Origin of the sequence: Xenorhabdus sp. KJ12.1, from assembly GCF_963876495.1 — a bacterium.
Lineage (GTDB): Bacteria > Pseudomonadota > Gammaproteobacteria > Enterobacterales > Enterobacteriaceae > Xenorhabdus > Xenorhabdus stockiae.
Genome location: NZ_CAWNQH010000064.1, coordinates 65,939 through 82,491 on the forward strand (window position 1 = coordinate 65,939; position 16,553 = coordinate 82,491).

The 16,553-nt window shown below is 44.4% G+C and carries 13 protein-coding genes and 2 pseudogenes; 11 read left to right on the forward strand and 4 right to left on the reverse strand.

What is annotated here, in order from left to right; all coding sequences use genetic code 11:
• Positions 1 to 106: 106 nt before the first annotated feature.
• From AACS92_RS09125 to xseA, 3 genes are all read right to left on the reverse strand, one after another.
• Positions 107 to 319, reverse strand: a complete 213-nt coding sequence (locus AACS92_RS09125) for a hypothetical protein (protein ID WP_099110904.1) — start codon at positions 317 to 319, stop codon at positions 107 to 109.
• Positions 320 to 342: 23 nt separating this feature from the next.
• Entirely contained in the window at positions 343 to 561 is a 219-nt protein-coding gene (locus tag AACS92_RS09130) for a hypothetical protein (RefSeq protein ID WP_099110905.1), read from the reverse strand.
• Between the two features lie 262 nt (positions 562 to 823).
• Entirely contained in the window at positions 824 to 2,185 is a 1,362-nt protein-coding gene (xseA, locus tag AACS92_RS09135; RefSeq protein WP_099110906.1) for an exodeoxyribonuclease VII large subunit, read from the reverse strand.
• Positions 2,186 to 2,359: 174 nt separating this feature from the next.
• Between xseA and guaB the strand changes: the two genes are divergently transcribed.
• The 5 genes and pseudogenes from guaB to AACS92_RS09165 all read left to right on the forward strand — a co-directional run bounded on the left by guaB (position 2,360) and on the right by AACS92_RS09165 (position 7,915).
• Positions 2,360 to 3,826 (forward strand): IMP dehydrogenase, encoded by a 1,467-nt coding sequence (gene guaB / locus AACS92_RS09140; RefSeq protein WP_099110907.1) that lies wholly within the window; start codon positions 2,360 to 2,362, stop codon positions 3,824 to 3,826.
• A gap of 82 nt (positions 3,827 to 3,908) precedes the next feature.
• On the forward strand, positions 3,909 to 5,486 hold the full coding sequence (gene guaA, locus AACS92_RS09145) for a glutamine-hydrolyzing GMP synthase (RefSeq protein ID WP_099110908.1): 1,578 nt from the start codon (positions 3,909 to 3,911) through the stop codon (positions 5,484 to 5,486).
• Between the two features lie 212 nt (positions 5,487 to 5,698).
• Positions 5,699 to 5,896, forward strand: a pseudogene (locus AACS92_RS09150) (Arm DNA-binding domain-containing protein); the annotation flags it as partial.
• A 423-nt stretch (positions 5,897 to 6,319) separates the two neighbouring features.
• Positions 6,320 to 6,526: a hypothetical protein gene (locus AACS92_RS09155; RefSeq protein ID WP_141554489.1), complete on the forward strand. Its 207-nt coding sequence runs from the start codon at positions 6,320 to 6,322 to the stop codon at positions 6,524 to 6,526.
• A 579-nt stretch (positions 6,527 to 7,105) separates the two neighbouring features.
• The gene (locus tag AACS92_RS09165) at positions 7,106 to 7,915 is read left to right on the forward strand and encodes an alpha/beta fold hydrolase (RefSeq protein WP_241537983.1); all 810 of its coding nucleotides are present in this window, start codon (positions 7,106 to 7,108) and stop codon (positions 7,913 to 7,915) included.
• Between the two features lie 15 nt (positions 7,916 to 7,930).
• Here the strand turns inward: AACS92_RS09165 and AACS92_RS09170 are convergent, their stop codons facing one another.
• Entirely contained in the window at positions 7,931 to 8,509 is a 579-nt protein-coding gene (locus AACS92_RS09170) for a recombinase family protein (RefSeq protein ID WP_099110909.1), read from the reverse strand.
• 312 nt (positions 8,510 to 8,821) lie between these two features.
• Between AACS92_RS09170 and AACS92_RS09175 the strand changes: the two genes are divergently transcribed.
• The 6 genes and pseudogenes from AACS92_RS09175 to AACS92_RS09205 form a co-directional block, all read left to right on the forward strand.
• A complete protein-coding gene (locus AACS92_RS09175; RefSeq protein WP_099110910.1) occupies positions 8,822 to 10,219 on the forward strand; it encodes an alanine/glycine:cation symporter family protein in 1,398 nt (465 codons plus the stop codon).
• A 696-nt stretch (positions 10,220 to 10,915) separates the two neighbouring features.
• On the forward strand, positions 10,916 to 11,431 hold the full coding sequence (locus AACS92_RS09185) for a 2OG-Fe dioxygenase family protein (protein WP_099110911.1): 516 nt from the start codon (positions 10,916 to 10,918) through the stop codon (positions 11,429 to 11,431).
• A 17-nt stretch (positions 11,432 to 11,448) separates the two neighbouring features.
• Positions 11,449 to 12,675 carry an MFS transporter gene (locus AACS92_RS09190; RefSeq protein WP_099110912.1) on the forward strand — a complete coding sequence of 409 codons (1,227 nt, stop codon included), beginning with the start codon at positions 11,449 to 11,451 and terminating at the stop codon, positions 12,673 to 12,675.
• 226 nt (positions 12,676 to 12,901) lie between these two features.
• Positions 12,902 to 14,053 carry a flagellar biosynthesis protein FlhB gene (gene flhB, locus AACS92_RS09195; protein WP_099110913.1) on the forward strand — a complete coding sequence of 384 codons (1,152 nt, stop codon included), beginning with the start codon at positions 12,902 to 12,904 and terminating at the stop codon, positions 14,051 to 14,053.
• A gap of 109 nt (positions 14,054 to 14,162) precedes the next feature.
• On the forward strand, positions 14,163 to 16,148 hold the full coding sequence (flhA, locus tag AACS92_RS09200) for a flagellar biosynthesis protein FlhA (RefSeq protein ID WP_369800397.1): 1,986 nt from the start codon (positions 14,163 to 14,165) through the stop codon (positions 16,146 to 16,148).
• A 90-nt stretch (positions 16,149 to 16,238) separates the two neighbouring features.
• Positions 16,239 to 16,553: pseudogene (locus AACS92_RS09205) on the forward strand (IS982 family transposase); the annotation flags it as partial.

The window sequence follows — 16,553 nt, forward strand, 5'->3', positions numbered from 1 at the left end:
AGTGATTCATAAAAAATTAAACATTAAATAATTATTAAAAATAATGATTGAATATATTTAAATTTAATTATTGTTTTTAATTGCGACGGATGTTTTAATGATCCTGTTAAATATAGTTCAATGCAATCTCAATTGTGGTTATAATTAATTTAATTATTCTATCTCCTTGAATAAAACCTGATTCACTAATAACCTCCTCCTTTTTAAGGATTGTCAGAATTTCTTTTAATAAATCCTCTGCTTTTTCGAGTGTATTTAAAATGTCTTTTTTTATGTTTGGATCTAATAAAAATGTTTTTTCATTTTTTATCTCTTCCATAATAATCTCTCTTTATTTTAATTTTAAGAAAGTAATGCATATACAACATCCCTTATAAGATTAATTAATCCCTGTAGAGAGGCTGATATTATTTTCCCTGTGTGAGCAGAAATAATATTAGCATCTTGCAACGTTTTTACTATATCTTTAACTAGAATGGATAAATCATCTAAGGTTTTTTTTATATCATCTAAAGCTTCTTTACTGATTTTTTGTAGTGTTTGAGATGTTATGTCGTTCATAAGAACCTCTTTATTTTATGTTTAATATTACTGAGTTATTATCATAAATATTTAAAACCAAGATATTGCTGTTATGGAAATAAATATAGCGGACGCAAAAATAGTGTTTTTTAACAAGATTATTTTTAATGAAAATAATTTCTTTATATAATTAAGTGTAGAGTAAAGATGTCATTCATCAAGTGACAAAATAGGGGGGGATATAATAAGGGAGGGGATTTTAATATAACCCCCTTATTAATTTAAAAATTATAATGTGAATTTATTTTTTTCTCTTACTGGCTTTCTGTACTTGTGTCACCCGGCTCTCAACCCAGCCATCCTGTACTCGTGTTTTCAGTGAATCGCCCACTTTTACCTGCTTAATTTGCTTCAGCAATTTCCCATCCGGTGTTTCGCTGATACTATAACCGCGACTCAAGGTTGCCAGTGGGCTGACAGCTTCCATGCGCGAGCAGGAAACAGCGAATTTCTCTTTATAGCGGGATAATTGCCGTTCAATTGCCTGTTTTAAGCGAAAATCAATTCGTTGAATATGCTGGCTATAATGTCGTATCTCCTGCTCAGGAGTGTGCTGTAACAGACGCTGAATTAATTTTTCACTGGCAGCAGAATTCTGTTTTAAATGACGTAGTAAACTGTCAATTAATTTCTGACGTAATTCAGATAAACGATTTTGTTGACGTGCCAGCCGTAAATCAGGGCTTTGTTGCTGGAGGCGGTGGTGTAATCCATTAAAAACACGTTGCTTTTGGGCAAAGAAGTAATCCATTGCCATTTCGAGGCGCTGTTGCAGGGATTGAACTTGTCTCAGCAGCTCAAGTTGATTGCGACTCACCAACTCAGCCGCAGCGGAAGGAGTGGGTGCACGTAAATCAGCGACGAAATCTGCAATGGTGACATCAGTTTCATGCCCGACGGCACTGACGACAGGAATTTGGCTGTGGAATATCGCCCGTGCCACCTGTTCATTATTAAAACACCATAAATCTTCCAGTGAGCCACCACCGCGCCCGAGAATGAGAACATCACATTCCTGCCGGATATTAGCTAATTCAATCGCCTGAATGATTTGTAGCGGTGCTTCTGCTCCCTGAACTGCGGTAGGGTAAACAATAACGGGTAGAGAAGGGTCACGGCGTTTCAGAATATTCAGAATATCGTGTAACGCAGCACCACTGGCTGAAGTAATCACACCAAGTCGTTTTGCAGGCGAGGGAAGTGATTTTTTATAAATCTGCTCAAATAGCCCTTCAGCGGTGAGTTTTTGTTTTAAAATTTCAAATTGTTGTTGCAGCAACCCATCACCGGCAGGCTGGATACTTTCCACAATCAACTGATAATCACCCCGTGGCTCATACAGAGTGATCTGTGCTTTAACTAATACCTGCTGACCGTTTTGTGGCCGGAAGGTTGCCCGCAGATTGTAACTACGGAACATCGCCGCCCGGATTTGTGCCCGCTCATCTTTCAGCGTGAAATACCAATGACCGGACGAAGGCTGGGAGAAGTTAGAAATTTCGGCACTGAGCCAAATTTTACCCATTTCCAGCTCTAATAGCTGACGAACCGTCTGATTTAGACGGCTAACAGAAAAAATTCCAGTGTTGGTTGGCAGTGACATGTGAGCTAGATCAAATTTTAAAACAAGGACTTAATTGACTGATGATAACTGCTCGCCACCACTAATCAAGAAATTTTTTCAGAAAATGCTGGAGGCAACCGATTACGGCCTGTATAATGCCGCGGCAATATTTTATCCCTTATTGACGCCCCATAGCTTGGTGAGATATTGCTCATGTTACGAATTAAAAAAGAAGCATTAACTTTTGACGACGTTCTGTTGGTTCCTGCCCATTCTACAGTTCTGCCTAACACGGCGGATTTGTCCACACAATTAACATCTACTATTCGCCTGAACGTGCCTATGCTCTCAGCAGCAATGGATACCGTGACGGAATCTTCTCTGGCTATTGCGCTGGCACAGGAAGGGGGAATTGGTTTTATTCACAAAAACATGCCTATTGAACGTCAGGCTGAAGAAGTCAGCCGCGTGAAAAAACATGAAAGTGGTGTTGTCACCGATCCTGTCACTGTAACGCCACAAACAACATTGCGTGAAGTTAATGAATTAGCTGCGCGTAATGGCTTTGCTGGTTATCCTGTCGTAACAGAATCTAACGAGCTGGTAGGTATCATCACTGGCCGTGATGTGCGTTTTGTTACAGATTTGGAATTGCCAGTTACCGCAGTAATGACACCAAAAGAGCGTCTGGTGACGGTAAAAGAAGGCGAAGCTCGCGATGTAGTATTGCAGAAAATGCACGAAAAACGCGTTGAGAAAGCACTGGTTGTTGATGATAACTTCCATCTGCTCGGCATGATCACAGTGAAAGATTTTCAGAAAGCAGAACGTAAGCCAAACGCTTGTAAAGATGAGCAGGGTCGTCTGCGTGTAGGTGCTGCTGTTGGTGCCGGTGCTGGCAATGAAGAGCGTGTTGATGCGCTGGTCGCTGCTGGTGTAGACGTGTTGCTGATTGACTCATCCCACGGTCATTCTGAAGGTGTTTTGCAGCGTATCCGTGAAACCCGCGCTAAATACCCTAATCTGCAAATTATTGGTGGTAACGTAGCAACCGGTGAAGGCGCTAAAGCGCTGGTAGAAGCAGGTGTGAATGCCGTTAAAGTCGGTATCGGCCCTGGTTCTATTTGTACTACCCGTATCGTGACCGGTGTTGGTGTACCACAAATTACCGCGATTGCTGATGCAGTAGAAGCACTGGAAGGAACAGGGATACCGGTTATTGCTGACGGTGGTATCCGCTTCTCTGGCGACATCGCTAAAGCGATTGCCGCAGGTGCTGCATGTGTGATGGTGGGTTCAATGCTGGCAGGTACAGAAGAATCTCCGGGTGAAATTGAACTCTATCAGGGCCGCTCATTCAAATCCTATCGTGGAATGGGTTCTCTGGGCGCAATGTCCAAAGGTTCTTCTGATCGCTACTTCCAGACTGATAATGCGGCAGATAAATTAGTACCGGAAGGTATCGAAGGCCGTGTTGCTTATAAAGGATTGCTGAAAAACATCGTTCACCAACAAATGGGTGGACTACGCTCCTGTATGGGCCTGACAGGCTGCGCTACGATTGATGAACTGAGAACTAAAGCAGAATTCGTTCGTATCAGTGGCGCTGGTATTCAGGAAAGTCACGTTCATGACGTGACTATCACGAAAGAATCACCAAATTACCGTTTAGGTCTGTAATTTACTTACACAGTGGCTCGCAATAGCGGGTCACTGATTTTTTTATTTTTTAATTGCCACTTGTTTTGGGAATTCACCTCTAATGACAACTAATATCCATCAGCATCGCATTCTGATCCTTGATTTTGGCTCGCAATATACACAACTTATTGCTCGCCGTATCCGTGAAATCGGTGTTTATTGTGAACTTTGGACATGGAATGTCACTGAAGAACAAATCCGTGCATTTAACCCTAGCGGCATCATTCTTTCTGGTGGCCCGGAAAGCACAACTGAGAACAACAGTCCACGTGCGCCAGAATATGTGTTCAACGCGGGTGTGCCGGTATTGGGTGTCTGCTATGGCATGCAAACCATGTCTATGCAATTGGGTGGCGAAGTTTCTACCTCTAATGAGCGTGAGTTTGGTTATGCTCAGGTTGAGCTGAAAGGTGATAGCGAACTGTTCCGCGGTATTCAGGATGCACTGAATGAATCAGGTACACCGGTACTGGATGTGTGGATGAGTCATGGCGATAAAGTTACTGCCATTCCGGAAGGCTTCACTACCGTAGCCAGCACTGATAGTTGCCCATTTGCCATTATGGCGAATGAAGAAAAACGTTTTTATGGTGTACAGTTCCATCCGGAAGTGACTCATACTCATCAGGGTCTGAACATCCTGAAACGCTTCGTGCTGGATATTTGTCAGTGTGAAGCCCTGTGGACACCAGCATCTATCATTGATGATATCGTAGAGCGTCTGCGTGCGCAGATCGGTGATGACAAAGTTATCCTTGCTCTGTCTGGTGGTGTCGATTCCTCAGTAACAGCGCTGCTGCTGAACCGCGCAATTGGTAAGCGTCTGACCTGCGTATTTGTAGACAACGGCCTGCTTCGTCTGAATGAAGCGGATCAGGTGATGGACATGTTCGAGGGTAAATTCGACCTGAACATCATCCATGTTAAAGCTGAAGATCGCTTCCTTTCCGCATTGGCGGGAATTAATGATCCTGAAGCTAAACGTAAAACCATCGGTCACGTATTTATTGATGTGTTTGACGAAGAAGCTTCAAAACAAACTCAGGTTAAATGGCTGGCACAGGGTACGATTTACCCGGATGTTATCGAATCAGCAGCATCTGCGACAGGCAACGCGCATGTAATCAAATCTCACCACAACGTGGGTGGTTTGCCTGAAGATATGGCTCTGGGTCTGGTTGAGCCTCTGAAAGAGCTGTTCAAAGACGAAGTTCGCCGCATCGGTCTGGAGCTAGGCCTGCCATATGATATGCTGTACCGCCACCCATTCCCGGGCCCGGGTCTGGGTGTACGTGTACTGGGTGAAGTGAAGAAAGAGTACTGTGACTTGCTGCGTCGCGCTGATGCCATCTTCATTGAAGAACTGCATAAAGCTGATCTGTATAACAAAGTCAGCCAGGCATTTACCGTATTCCTGCCAGTTCGTTCTGTCGGCGTAATGGGTGATGGACGTAAATATGACTGGGTTGTCTCCCTACGTGCAGTAGAAACCATCGACTTTATGACTGCACACTGGGCACACCTGCCATATGATTTCCTTGGCCGTGTATCAAACCGTATCATCAATGAAGTCAGCGGGATATCGCGTGTAGTCTATGACATCAGCGGCAAACCACCAGCAACAATTGAGTGGGAATGATATAAAGCCTTCCCAAGCCTCACCAAATCATCATGATTTCTGAATTAAGACCCTGATTTCAGGGTCTTTTCATCCCCAAATCTCACCAAGCCTCACCATATCAGCATGCGATTATTGACGGTATCGTAATATACTTTATCTCTGATGAGTCAAAATACCGTCAGGTTTTTTTGTAAAATTGACGGTATCAGAAAGATAAAAAGGATGCTGCTATCACCAAGTTAAAAAACCTCAAACCTACCGATAAATTATACAAGATTTCTGACCGTGACGGACTCTATGTAGCCGTTACAAAAGCAGGTACAGTCTCGTTTCGTTATGATTACCGAATTAACGGACGACGTGAAACTGTTACGCTTGGAAGATATGGCGCTGACGGTATTCCATTTTCCAAATTTATCAAGGAAGTGTCCCGTCACGGGAACCCCGTTCTCATGCGGTGAAAGTAAGACGGTGCTCTTTTTTGTTGCATAAATAAAAATAGCTTATTCCGCAAAGGAGCTGGTAACATAGTTCTTGGCATAGTGGTTTCAAGGTAGCAGTTTTTTTGCGAAAACTATGATACCAGATTATTATGCCGTCCAAGTTTCCTTCACAAAACATCCACGGCCCCTAGAAAAACAGTTAGGTTTTGTTCAGGTTCACCTGAAAGCCCGAAGATAACCTTAGGCAACCCCCGTAGTACAGGACGGGGGTTGCCTAAGGTGCTGTATTGTCTGTGGGGAAAACAGCCCAATTCAATTATGGATTTCAAGGTGCGAATTTCAACCAATGTCGCTTTGATATAATAACCAGAGTGGGTGCCAACAAAAACAAACTATAATGTTAATCAAATGAAAAAATTATCATCATTAAAAGTGACAGCAATTTTTGCTATTAGCGCTTTGCTATCTGCGTGCGCTGATAGCAATTACACAATGTTTCCAGATACGATGCCTGAATGGTGGTACAGCCAGCATCATAGCGTCTATACAGGACCTAGCTGGAACGCAAAAGAAATAAACAAAATGATAGAGTTAAAGAATCAGCAAAGTAATTAAATCTGATGGTATGCGCACAGGTGCGCATAATATCGTTATGTGTAAATCGGGTTCGGACGCCCCATGCCGACGCAGTCGCGGGGCTGAACCCGATTCAACATAACAGCGTATAAATTTCAGGAACCGAACTTGTAGTGCAAAATTGGATCATGCATTCAGTTTGTTGCTCCCCCTGTATATCCCTCATTTTTTCAGGAAAGAAATAAGATGGCGACGGTAGAAGTGAAGTATCGATTTTGTCAACAAACTGAGTCGGTGAGATGTGGTCATTTGTTCGGAAATAAAAAACAACGACGTGGGTTAATCGTTTGGTTGAAGACGGGTTTCATTTGTTTTAGTTGTAATAACCACAGCTAATCCCGGAGTGAATTGACATGTACGCTGAACCTGAATGGAGGTGTAGATTTTATTTTTTCTTTATTGCCTGTTAAAACTGCCAAAAGTAGACAATGATGCATTCTTTTATCATCTGAAACAAAGTAATACCCAATATGCTGGATTTGGGAATAGATCACAGTGTTATCTCATTGATTTAGAGTATAAAACAGCATCATTTAAATTTAGGCGGGGTAATAGGCAGTGCATACGATCGAAAAAACGATCCATCTGGCAAATTCATTTGTTTCTTATCGTAAAGACTTTAGTGAAAATCAGGAAAATTCCCAGAATCCAGTGATGTTTCTGCATGGTACAAATAGCGATGGAAATAGTAGTTTTGGAAAGATAAAAACTCCATTTAATCGTGACCGGGCAGTTATTATCCCCGACTATGCAGGCTGTGGTAATTCTAGTCTGCCATCCGGTGAGCTGACGATTGAACACCTTGCAGAGCAAGTAGTCGCAGTTATCAATGACAGTAGCGATGAGCCTGTGGATTTAGTGGGATTCTCTTTGGGAGCAGTGGTTGCTGCGGTTGTTGCCGCGACTCATCCACAATTAGTGAACCGATTGGTATTGACTGCTCCGTGGGCAACCAATGACGATCCCTATTTTAGGTTAATGTTCACAACTTGGTTAAAACTGGAAAACAGTGATCAGGCTTTAGCAACTGCCTTTGGCTTATCCCATGTTCTTAGCCCGGAATTTATTTCATCACTGGGGCAGGATACTCTCAATCAAATCTGTGCCAGACCCTCAGAAAAAGAGACGGACAAACGCATAGCTCTGGGATTATCAGCTAATATCGAGGATCACCTGACCCGGATAAATAAAGACACATTAATTATCGGCTTAAGTCACGATACGCTTATCCCGCCTTATCTGGTACGAGCAGTTCATCGGTATGTGAAAAATAGCCAGTACAGGGAAGTGAAGAGTGGTCATGCTGTTCCGTTGGAAAACCCAACAGAATGGGTGAGTGTTATCAACGATTTTTTACAGCGCCGCTAGCCAGAGCCGTAGTTTTTACTCTGAAAGGGTTGACGTAGAGGCTAAATTCACGGGTAAATATTTATAAATGGTTGACAGTGATACATCATAAATAATAGATAGTTGCTTTCGGGTATGGCCTTTATGCAGTAATCTGGCGGCTTGTTGCCGATCTTCTTCGGCAAATCTGACAGGTCGTCCGCCGATCCTCCCTTGTTCCCGGGCCGCAGCCAAGCCTGCATTTGTTCTTTCGACGATCAACTCACGTTCCATTTCTGCCAGTGCACTCATCACATGGAAGAAAAAACGTCCCATAGCGGTACTGGTATCAATACTATCTGTCAGACTTTGGAAATGAATTCCCTGTTCATTCAGTTCTGAAATTAATGTTACCAGATTTTTTACACTACGCCCCAGACGATCCAGTTTCCAGACAACCAGCGTATCGCCAGATTTCAGATGCTTCAATGCACGTTTTAATCCTGGACGATTGGCGGTTTTTCCACTGATTTTATCTTCAAAAATCATTTCACAGTGGATATTGGCTAATGCATTTCTTTGTAAATCACTATTCTGGTCACTTGTTGATACCCTGATATAACCAATTTTTGCCACGGATAATCCTTAATTATGTAATGAACTATTCAGAAGGAAATAATACCGACTTTTCAATTATAAAAACCTAAAATTTACCAAATTACGTGATAAAAATTCACAAAATAGTGCTTTGTCCTTGATTTTGTTATGACGTAGGACAGTAATAAATAAAATCATTAACATGCCGCCTGACTCGGTGATCATACTCACAGTATTAAGTTTTATTAACAAGAGTGAGCAATTAGTTCTCGATTATTTTCTCAAAATGCTCTTTATTTAGTTGAAACAATTTTGTTGCTAACTTGTTATTTATAATTCCGAGGGTTGTATATGGAGCTGATCACACAATGGTTAGGTGCAATAAACGGGGTTGTATGGGGAGTACCAATGTTGATTGGTCTTCTGGGCATTGGTATTTTCATGCAAATCCGCCTGTCTTTCCTGCCTATCCGTAAACTAGGAACAGGTTTCAAATTACTTTTCCAAAAAAACAAACAACGTGGCGAAGGGCAGATTTCACCTTTTAATGCCTTAATGACCGCATTATCCGCAACAATCGGTACAGGAAATATTGCCGGGGTAGCAACCGCCATTGTCATGGGGGGGCCGGGTGCACTGTTCTGGATGTGGATGACAGCATTGGTAGGAATGGCGACTAAATATTCTGAAGCTGTGCTGGCAGTGCGTTACCGTGAAACAGACAAAAACGGCAACTACGTGGGCGGCCCCATGTACTACATCAAAAATGGATTAGGGAAAAAATGGGTCTGGCTGGGAACGTTATTTGCCGTGTTTGGCAGTATGGCCGGTTTTGGTATCGGCAATACAGTACAGGCCAACTCGGTTGCTGAAGTACTACACAGTAGCTTTGGTATTGATAAAGCCATTACGGCCGTTGCACTGGTTCTTCTGGTGGGTGCGGTATTGATTGGTGGCATCAAGCGTATTTCTGATGTTGCAGGTAAACTGGTTCCTGTGATGACCGTCGGTTACTTGGGGATCGGAATTATCGTTCTGGGGCTTAACGTGACCGCTATTCCGGAAGCATTCGCTTTGATCATTAAGTCTGCGTTTACGCCTGTTGCGGCACAGGGTGGATTTGCCGGTGCAGCAGTCTGGGCTGCAATCCGCTTTGGTATTGCCCGTGGTGTATTCTCTAACGAAGCCGGTATGGGAAGTGCGCCTATCGCTCACGCTGCAGCAAAAACGCAAAACCCTATCCGGCAGGGCTTGATCGCCATGTTGGGTACTTTTATCGATACCATTGTAGTTTGCTCCATTACCGGGCTGACAATTGTCATTACCGGTGGTTGGCTGACAGGTGAAACCGGCGCAACACTAACAGCGAGTTCTTTTTCAGCAGTGATTCCGGGGGGGCACTACCTTGTTGCGATTGCTCTGGCCATTTTTGCCTTCACGACTATTTTAGGCTGGAGTTTCTACGGTGAAAAATGTATCCAGTACTTATTTGGAACGAAAGCCATTACACCTTTTCGTATTGTCTGGATCATTGCCCTGCCAATTGGCGCGACTCAGTCACTGAGTCTAGTGTGGTTATTAGCCGACACACTCAATGCAATGATGGCTATCCCTAACTTAATTGCGATTGCCCTGTTAAGCCCGGTGGTATACCGCCTGACCAAAGACCATATTCATGATGTGAATGCAGACAGCCTTGAGATTAAGGCAAGCAGCATTGAAATTAAAACGGCAATGAAAACAGATTAATAATTATTAAGTAAAAGCTATAAATTGAAATTGCTCCTATATCTCCAGCCTAGCGTTATCAGGTCTAACGCACAGATTGAGATATGGGAGTATGCTATTTATGAGAGGTACGCAATTAATGCAATTAATATAATAATGAAAATTAGAGGCAATAATAATGAAATATAGCCATGTCGTACCTCATTCTCAGCAAATTCTGACTACTTCAACTGAAAACTGGATTGACTGGCGCTGGCAGCAAAAAAATGCCATCCGTGATGAAGAAGCTTTACGTTTAGCCTGTGGCGGATGGAGCGAAGAAATAACCCAGCGTATTCAACAAAATCTACAGGGGCAAAAGATGCAGATCACCCCTTATTATCCGCGTCGTATTTTAGTCACCAGCCAGTCTGACGATATCACCACAAGCCCGTTATGGCGGCAAGTTGTTCCATTCTGGAGTGAAGAAAAGCTGAATGGTTATGATGGGGAATCAGAAAACTGGGAACTGAATCATGAAATGAAAACTCCTATTTGCCAGCATAAATATGACAATCGAGTCATTTTGCGCATGGTAACTGCCTGTAATTCCTACTGTCAGTTCTGTTTTGAAGCCCTGCGAACATTGAAAGTTGATTCAGAGAAATCCAACGCAGGTCGTAGTTCCTTCCGGCAGTCCATAGAATACATCAAGGCTACCATTATTATTATCCCGGCATGGAAAATCCTTTGCGACTTAACCGAGACAGTGAATATCGTTCATCAGTCATCTATGACGTTGAATATACAAAAGGAGCTAACCAGCTTAGTTATGTGGAAGAAGGGTTTATTAACCATCCTATTATGCAACATATTCTTTCAACGAATATTGCTATCTTAGGAGAACGATTAGTAAAAGGTTATCGCTATTCAATTGATATTCACCAATTCCGGGTCAAAGCCTTGTCAGGTAAAGAGAGCCCGACGACTTCCGGTATTCATCAGGATGGGCAGGAGTGGATTTTTATGCATTTTATTCAGGGCAATAATATTGCTCCTGTGATTTCTGAGGTTCATGTAAGTAGCGATGAAGCCCCGCCTTTACTGCAAACAGCGATGACTCAATTTCTGGAAACGCTCGCAATAGATGACAAACAACTTTATCATCGGGCAAGCAATGTTCGGCAAATATCTCCTACCTCTGAGGCATTTCGGGATTTATTGTTGGTCACCTTCCGACAGTCTCCTGAATAATAAGAGAGCTAATAATAATGTTAAGTCCGGAAAATAGTTTGAATGTGCGTTGGTCTGGCCGTAATGCGTTATTTATCGTGAGTGCGAGGTTTGTCTCTGATTTTGGCGCATTTCTGAATATGGTGGCGTTATCCACCTACGTTTACCTGCTGAGTAACAGTGTCATGCACGTCAGTATTTTTCTGGCTTGTCGTGTTGCTGGTGGGGTTATTGCCAGTTTAATTGGAACTCCTTTTTTCCGGCGATATGCTGGGCGATGGCCGCTGGTTTGTTTCGATTTATTGCGGGTTTTATTGCTGTGTTTGTTACTGATAATTCCGGTTTCACAGCAATTATTGATCTTACCGGCGATTGCTTTTGGGATTGGGCTGGGTAACTCAATGTTTGCCATCGGGTTAAACAGCCAGCTCCCACATTGGGTATGTGCTTCACAACGTATATCAACGAATTCCTGGCTGACTTCTGTTGCGGCTACCGGCGCAGTGCTTGGCAGTCTGATATCCGGTCTACTGGTTGCCGGCAGTGGCTACGAAATGGTTTTTATTGTCAATATTATTACCTATCTGGTGGCGGCAATATTGATTATGCCACTACGTTTTCTCACCAAACCTGAGTCACAGGGATCACGGGCCTTGGGGAACGAATGGCGAGAATTACGTTTTGGGTTACGCGGAGCACCGATACTGGCCGGAATGTTATTTCTCAGTCTGGCGGATACGCTGGGCAGTGCTGCCCATAACGTCGGTTTTCCTATCATTTCCAAACTCCTGAATCCGGATAATGCCAGTACGGCAATGGGCCTGTTATTGGCAACGTGGGCGGTGGGAAAATTCAGTGGTGCGCGTTTAGCCAGTTATTTGCTACGTAGTCGCAACTTATTGAAAATGGAAAAACTGTTTTTTCTCGGTGTTGCATTGATGTCAACGGGCTTTATCCTGACGTTTCAACAAACTGACCAGCTTTGGTTGCTGGTGTTTGCAGGCTGGGCAGGTATTGGAGATGGAGTTGCAGAAGTGAGTTTAATTTCCCGGGCACAAAGTGAACCAGAAAGTCTGCGATTGCCCATTTTCAGTCTTCTGACCTTACTGCAAATGACAGGTTTTGGGATAGGAATGCTATTGGTCGCACCGTTCTACGTCTGGTTGCCACCTTCCAGCGTCATTATCATATTCCACGGTTTACCACTGGCCGTACTAGTTATGATTTTGATATGGGCACGGCGTTTTACAGTCAGTAAGGTGTGAATTTCATCTATCTGCCACCTTCGAAATTCTTACCTTATTGGCTGCACTGAATACTTTTAATTCATGGGGCGTATAATGCCCCAAATATCCCCGCAAATTCCGCAGTGTTCCCGCCATTGAATTTCGCCGCTTTTGTCATGCTTAGCAATATTTTATTTGCCCTTTGCTGAAGCTTGTTAAGGGCAAATTTCCTGCATGCAATAACGAATGCTCACCAAGGAAAGCTGTGGCTGAAGATAGCGATCTCGAAAAAACCGAAGAACCCACGCCCCATAAACGGGAAAAAGCTCGAAAAGAGGGGCAGATAGCGCGTTCGAAGGAACTCACTTCTATCCTGATGTTAGCGGGAGGTGTCAGTTTGCTCTGGATGAGCGGACAATCACTCACTCACGAACTTTCATTGATGGTATTCGAAGGATTTAATTTTGACCATAACATGGTCAGTAATGATAAACAGATGGTGCAACAGGTAGGTCGCTTGTTGAAACAGGCTGTCTGGGCAGTATTGCCTGTGTTTACCGGATTGGTTTTGATTGCCCTGAGCGCACCAACGTTAATGGGCGGGCTGATATTCAGTTCGAAATCCATCAAATTTGATCTGACTAAACTGAATCCGATTGCGGGTCTGAAGAAGATCTTCTCCATGAATGCGTTGGCAGAGTTGTTCAAGGCAATTCTGAAAGCGTCATTGGTAGGAGGAGGAGCCGCACTATTTATCTGGGCGAACTGGCCTGCCATGCTGAACCTGACGACTCAACCACCGCTGGTGGCATTGAGTGATGCCATGATGATGCTGATTTTTGCAGGCTACATTGTGCTGTTTATGTTGATACCGATGGTGGCGTTTGACGTGCTTTATCAGATCCGCAGCCACCTGAAAAAACTGAGAATGACCCGTCAGGAGATCAAGGATGAATTTAAGGAGCAGGAAGGGGATCCACATGTAAAAGCGCGGATTCGCCAACAGCAGCGTGCGGCTGCACGTAAGCGCATGATGGCGGATGTGCCGAAAGCGGATGTCATTGTCACGAACCCGACTCACTACGCAGTAGCTTTACAGTATGACAGTAACAAAATGGGCGCGCCTAAAGTACTGGCTAAAGGGGCTGGGCTTATTGCTTTGCGTATCAAAGAGATTGGTGCGGAAAATCGAATTCCGTTATTGGAAGCACCTCCGTTAGCAAGGGCGTTATTCCGCCATGCTGAAGTGGGGGGCTTTATTCCGGCAGCACTTTATGCTGCCGTTGCTGAAGTGCTTGCCTGGGTTTACCAATTGAAACGTTGGAAACGGGAAGGTGGCCTGAAACCAAAAACACCTGAAAATCTGCCAGTGCCGCCAGCACTGGATTTTGCTGGAGAAAATAATCGTCATGGCTAATCTGGCCTCATTATTACGTTTATCAGGGAATCGTTTACCGGGGAATATGAAAGGTTCCGAGTGGCAAATGCTTGCGGGGCCTGTACTGATCCTCATGATCCTGTCGATGATGGTACTACCGTTACCACCATTCCTGCTCGATCTCCTGTTCACATTCAACATTGCGCTTTCCATCATGGTATTGCTGGTGGCGATGTTTACGCGTCGGACACTGGATTTTGCTGCTTTTCCGACGATCTTGCTGTTTTCGACGTTATTGCGTCTGTCGCTGAACGTTGCTTCTACGCGTATCATTCTGATGGAAGGACATACCGGATCAGCGGCGGCAGGGCAGGTGGTAGAAGCCTTCGGCCACTTTCTTGTCGGTGGTAACTTTGCCATTGGTATTGTTGTGTTTGTCATTCTTATCCTGATTAACTTTATGGTAATCACCAAAGGTGCGGGGCGTATCGCCGAAGTCGGTGCACGCTTTGTACTTGATGGAATGCCCGGCAAACAGATGGCGATTGATGCTGATTTGAATGCCGGATTGATTGGTGAAGATGAAGCGAAAAAACGCCGTGCAGAAGTGACACAAGAAGCCGATTTCTACGGTTCAATGGATGGTGCGAGTAAATTCGTACGCGGAGATGCCATTGCCGGATTAATGATTCTGGTGATCAATATCATCGGTGGCTTAATTGTTGGTGTTGCCCAGCACAATATGAGTCTGGGTGATGCTGCGGAAGCCTATACATTGCTGACCATTGGTGATGGTCTGGTTGCCCAGTTACCGGCGCTGATCATCTCTACCGCTGCGGGTGTTATCGTTACCCGTGTAGCGACTGACGAAGATGTTGGTCAGCAGATGGTGACTCAGCTTTTCAACAATCCTAAAGTTTTAATGTTGAGTGCGGGTGTATTAGGTTTACTGGGTTTAGTTCCGGGAATGCCTAACTTTGTCTTCTTGTTGTTCACGGCTGCATTAGCGGGAGTCGGTTACTTCCTGCTACGTAAGGATAAAGATCCGCTTACGGCACAACATGAAGAGATGAAAGCGGTGGAAGAGCAACAGCAAACCGCTGAAGCTTCATGGTCTGATGTCCAGTTGGAAGACCCACTGGGAATGGAAGTCGGTTATCGCTTGATCCCGATGGTTGATTTTCGTCAGAATGGCGAGTTACTTGGCCGTATCAGTGGTATCCGAAAAAAATTCGCACAGGAAGTGGGTTATTTACCACCTGTTGTCCATATTCGTGACAACCTTGAACTTGCACCAGCAAGCTACCGCATCATGATGAAAGGGGTAGAGATTGGTCGTGGTGAAGCCCATCCGGGACGTTGGCTGGCAATTAATCCGGGCGGAGCAGTCGGTGATTTACAGGGTGACCTGACGAAAGATCCTGCTTTCGGTCTACCTGCTGTCTGGATTGATGACAGTTTAAGGGAACAGGCTCAGGTACAGGGTTATACCGTGGTGGCGGCAAGTACGGTTGTGGCGACACATCTTAACCATTTATTGTCTCAGCACTCCAGTGAGCTGTTCGGCAGGCATGAAGCACAGCAACTGTTTGAACGTGTAAGTCAGGAAATGCCGAAACTGACAGAAAACTTTATCCCTGATGTTGTCAGCCTGACGACCTTACATAAGGTTCTGCAAAACCTGTTGGCGGAACAAGTACCAATCCGTGATATGCGAACCATTATTGAAACGCTGGCGGAACATGCACCGGTACAGACTGACCCTTACGAACTGACAGCTGCCATCCGAATTTCATTGGGTAGAGCAATTGCTCAGCAATGGTTCCCTGGCGTGGATGAAATTAAAGTCATCGGATTGGATGCAAACCTTGAGCGTATTCTTCTTCAGGCATTACAGGGCGGTGGCGGACTGGAGCCGGGACTGGCTGAAAGTCTGGAGCGCCAGGCGGCAGAAGCACTGGAGCGTCAGGAAATGCTGGGAGCACCACCGGTATTGTTGGTCAACCATGCGCTGCGCCCATTACTGTCACGTTTTCTACGCCGTATACTGCCTCGATTGGTTGTACTTTCCAATCTTGAAATTACCGATAACCGCCAGATAAGAATGACGGCGACAATTGGTGGTGCTAAATAACCTGAATTCTGGATAATAAATTGACGAGAGGCCTGTTCCAGGAGCAAAGTTTTGGTGAAAGCCTAAAACGACTCCGGGGAGGAACAGGCCATGGACAAGTTAGTTGAAATTTTCTGCGATGTCGACGACTTTTGCCGTCTTTTCATCCCCCAGTGGGAGCCGTTTTGTCTCGATAACGGATACCGCCTGCGCCGTAGACAAGGCCACATGTATCCCAGTGAAATCATGACAGTTTTAATCCTCTTTCAGCGGTCGCATTACCGTGATTTTAAAAACTTTTATTTGGAGCATATCTGGCAATACCACCACCGCGACTTCCCCTCCTTGCTCAGTTATACCCGTTTTATCTGCGTTGCCCCGTCCGTTTTGGTCCCCTTATCCAGTTATCTGACTCAATTAAAAGGA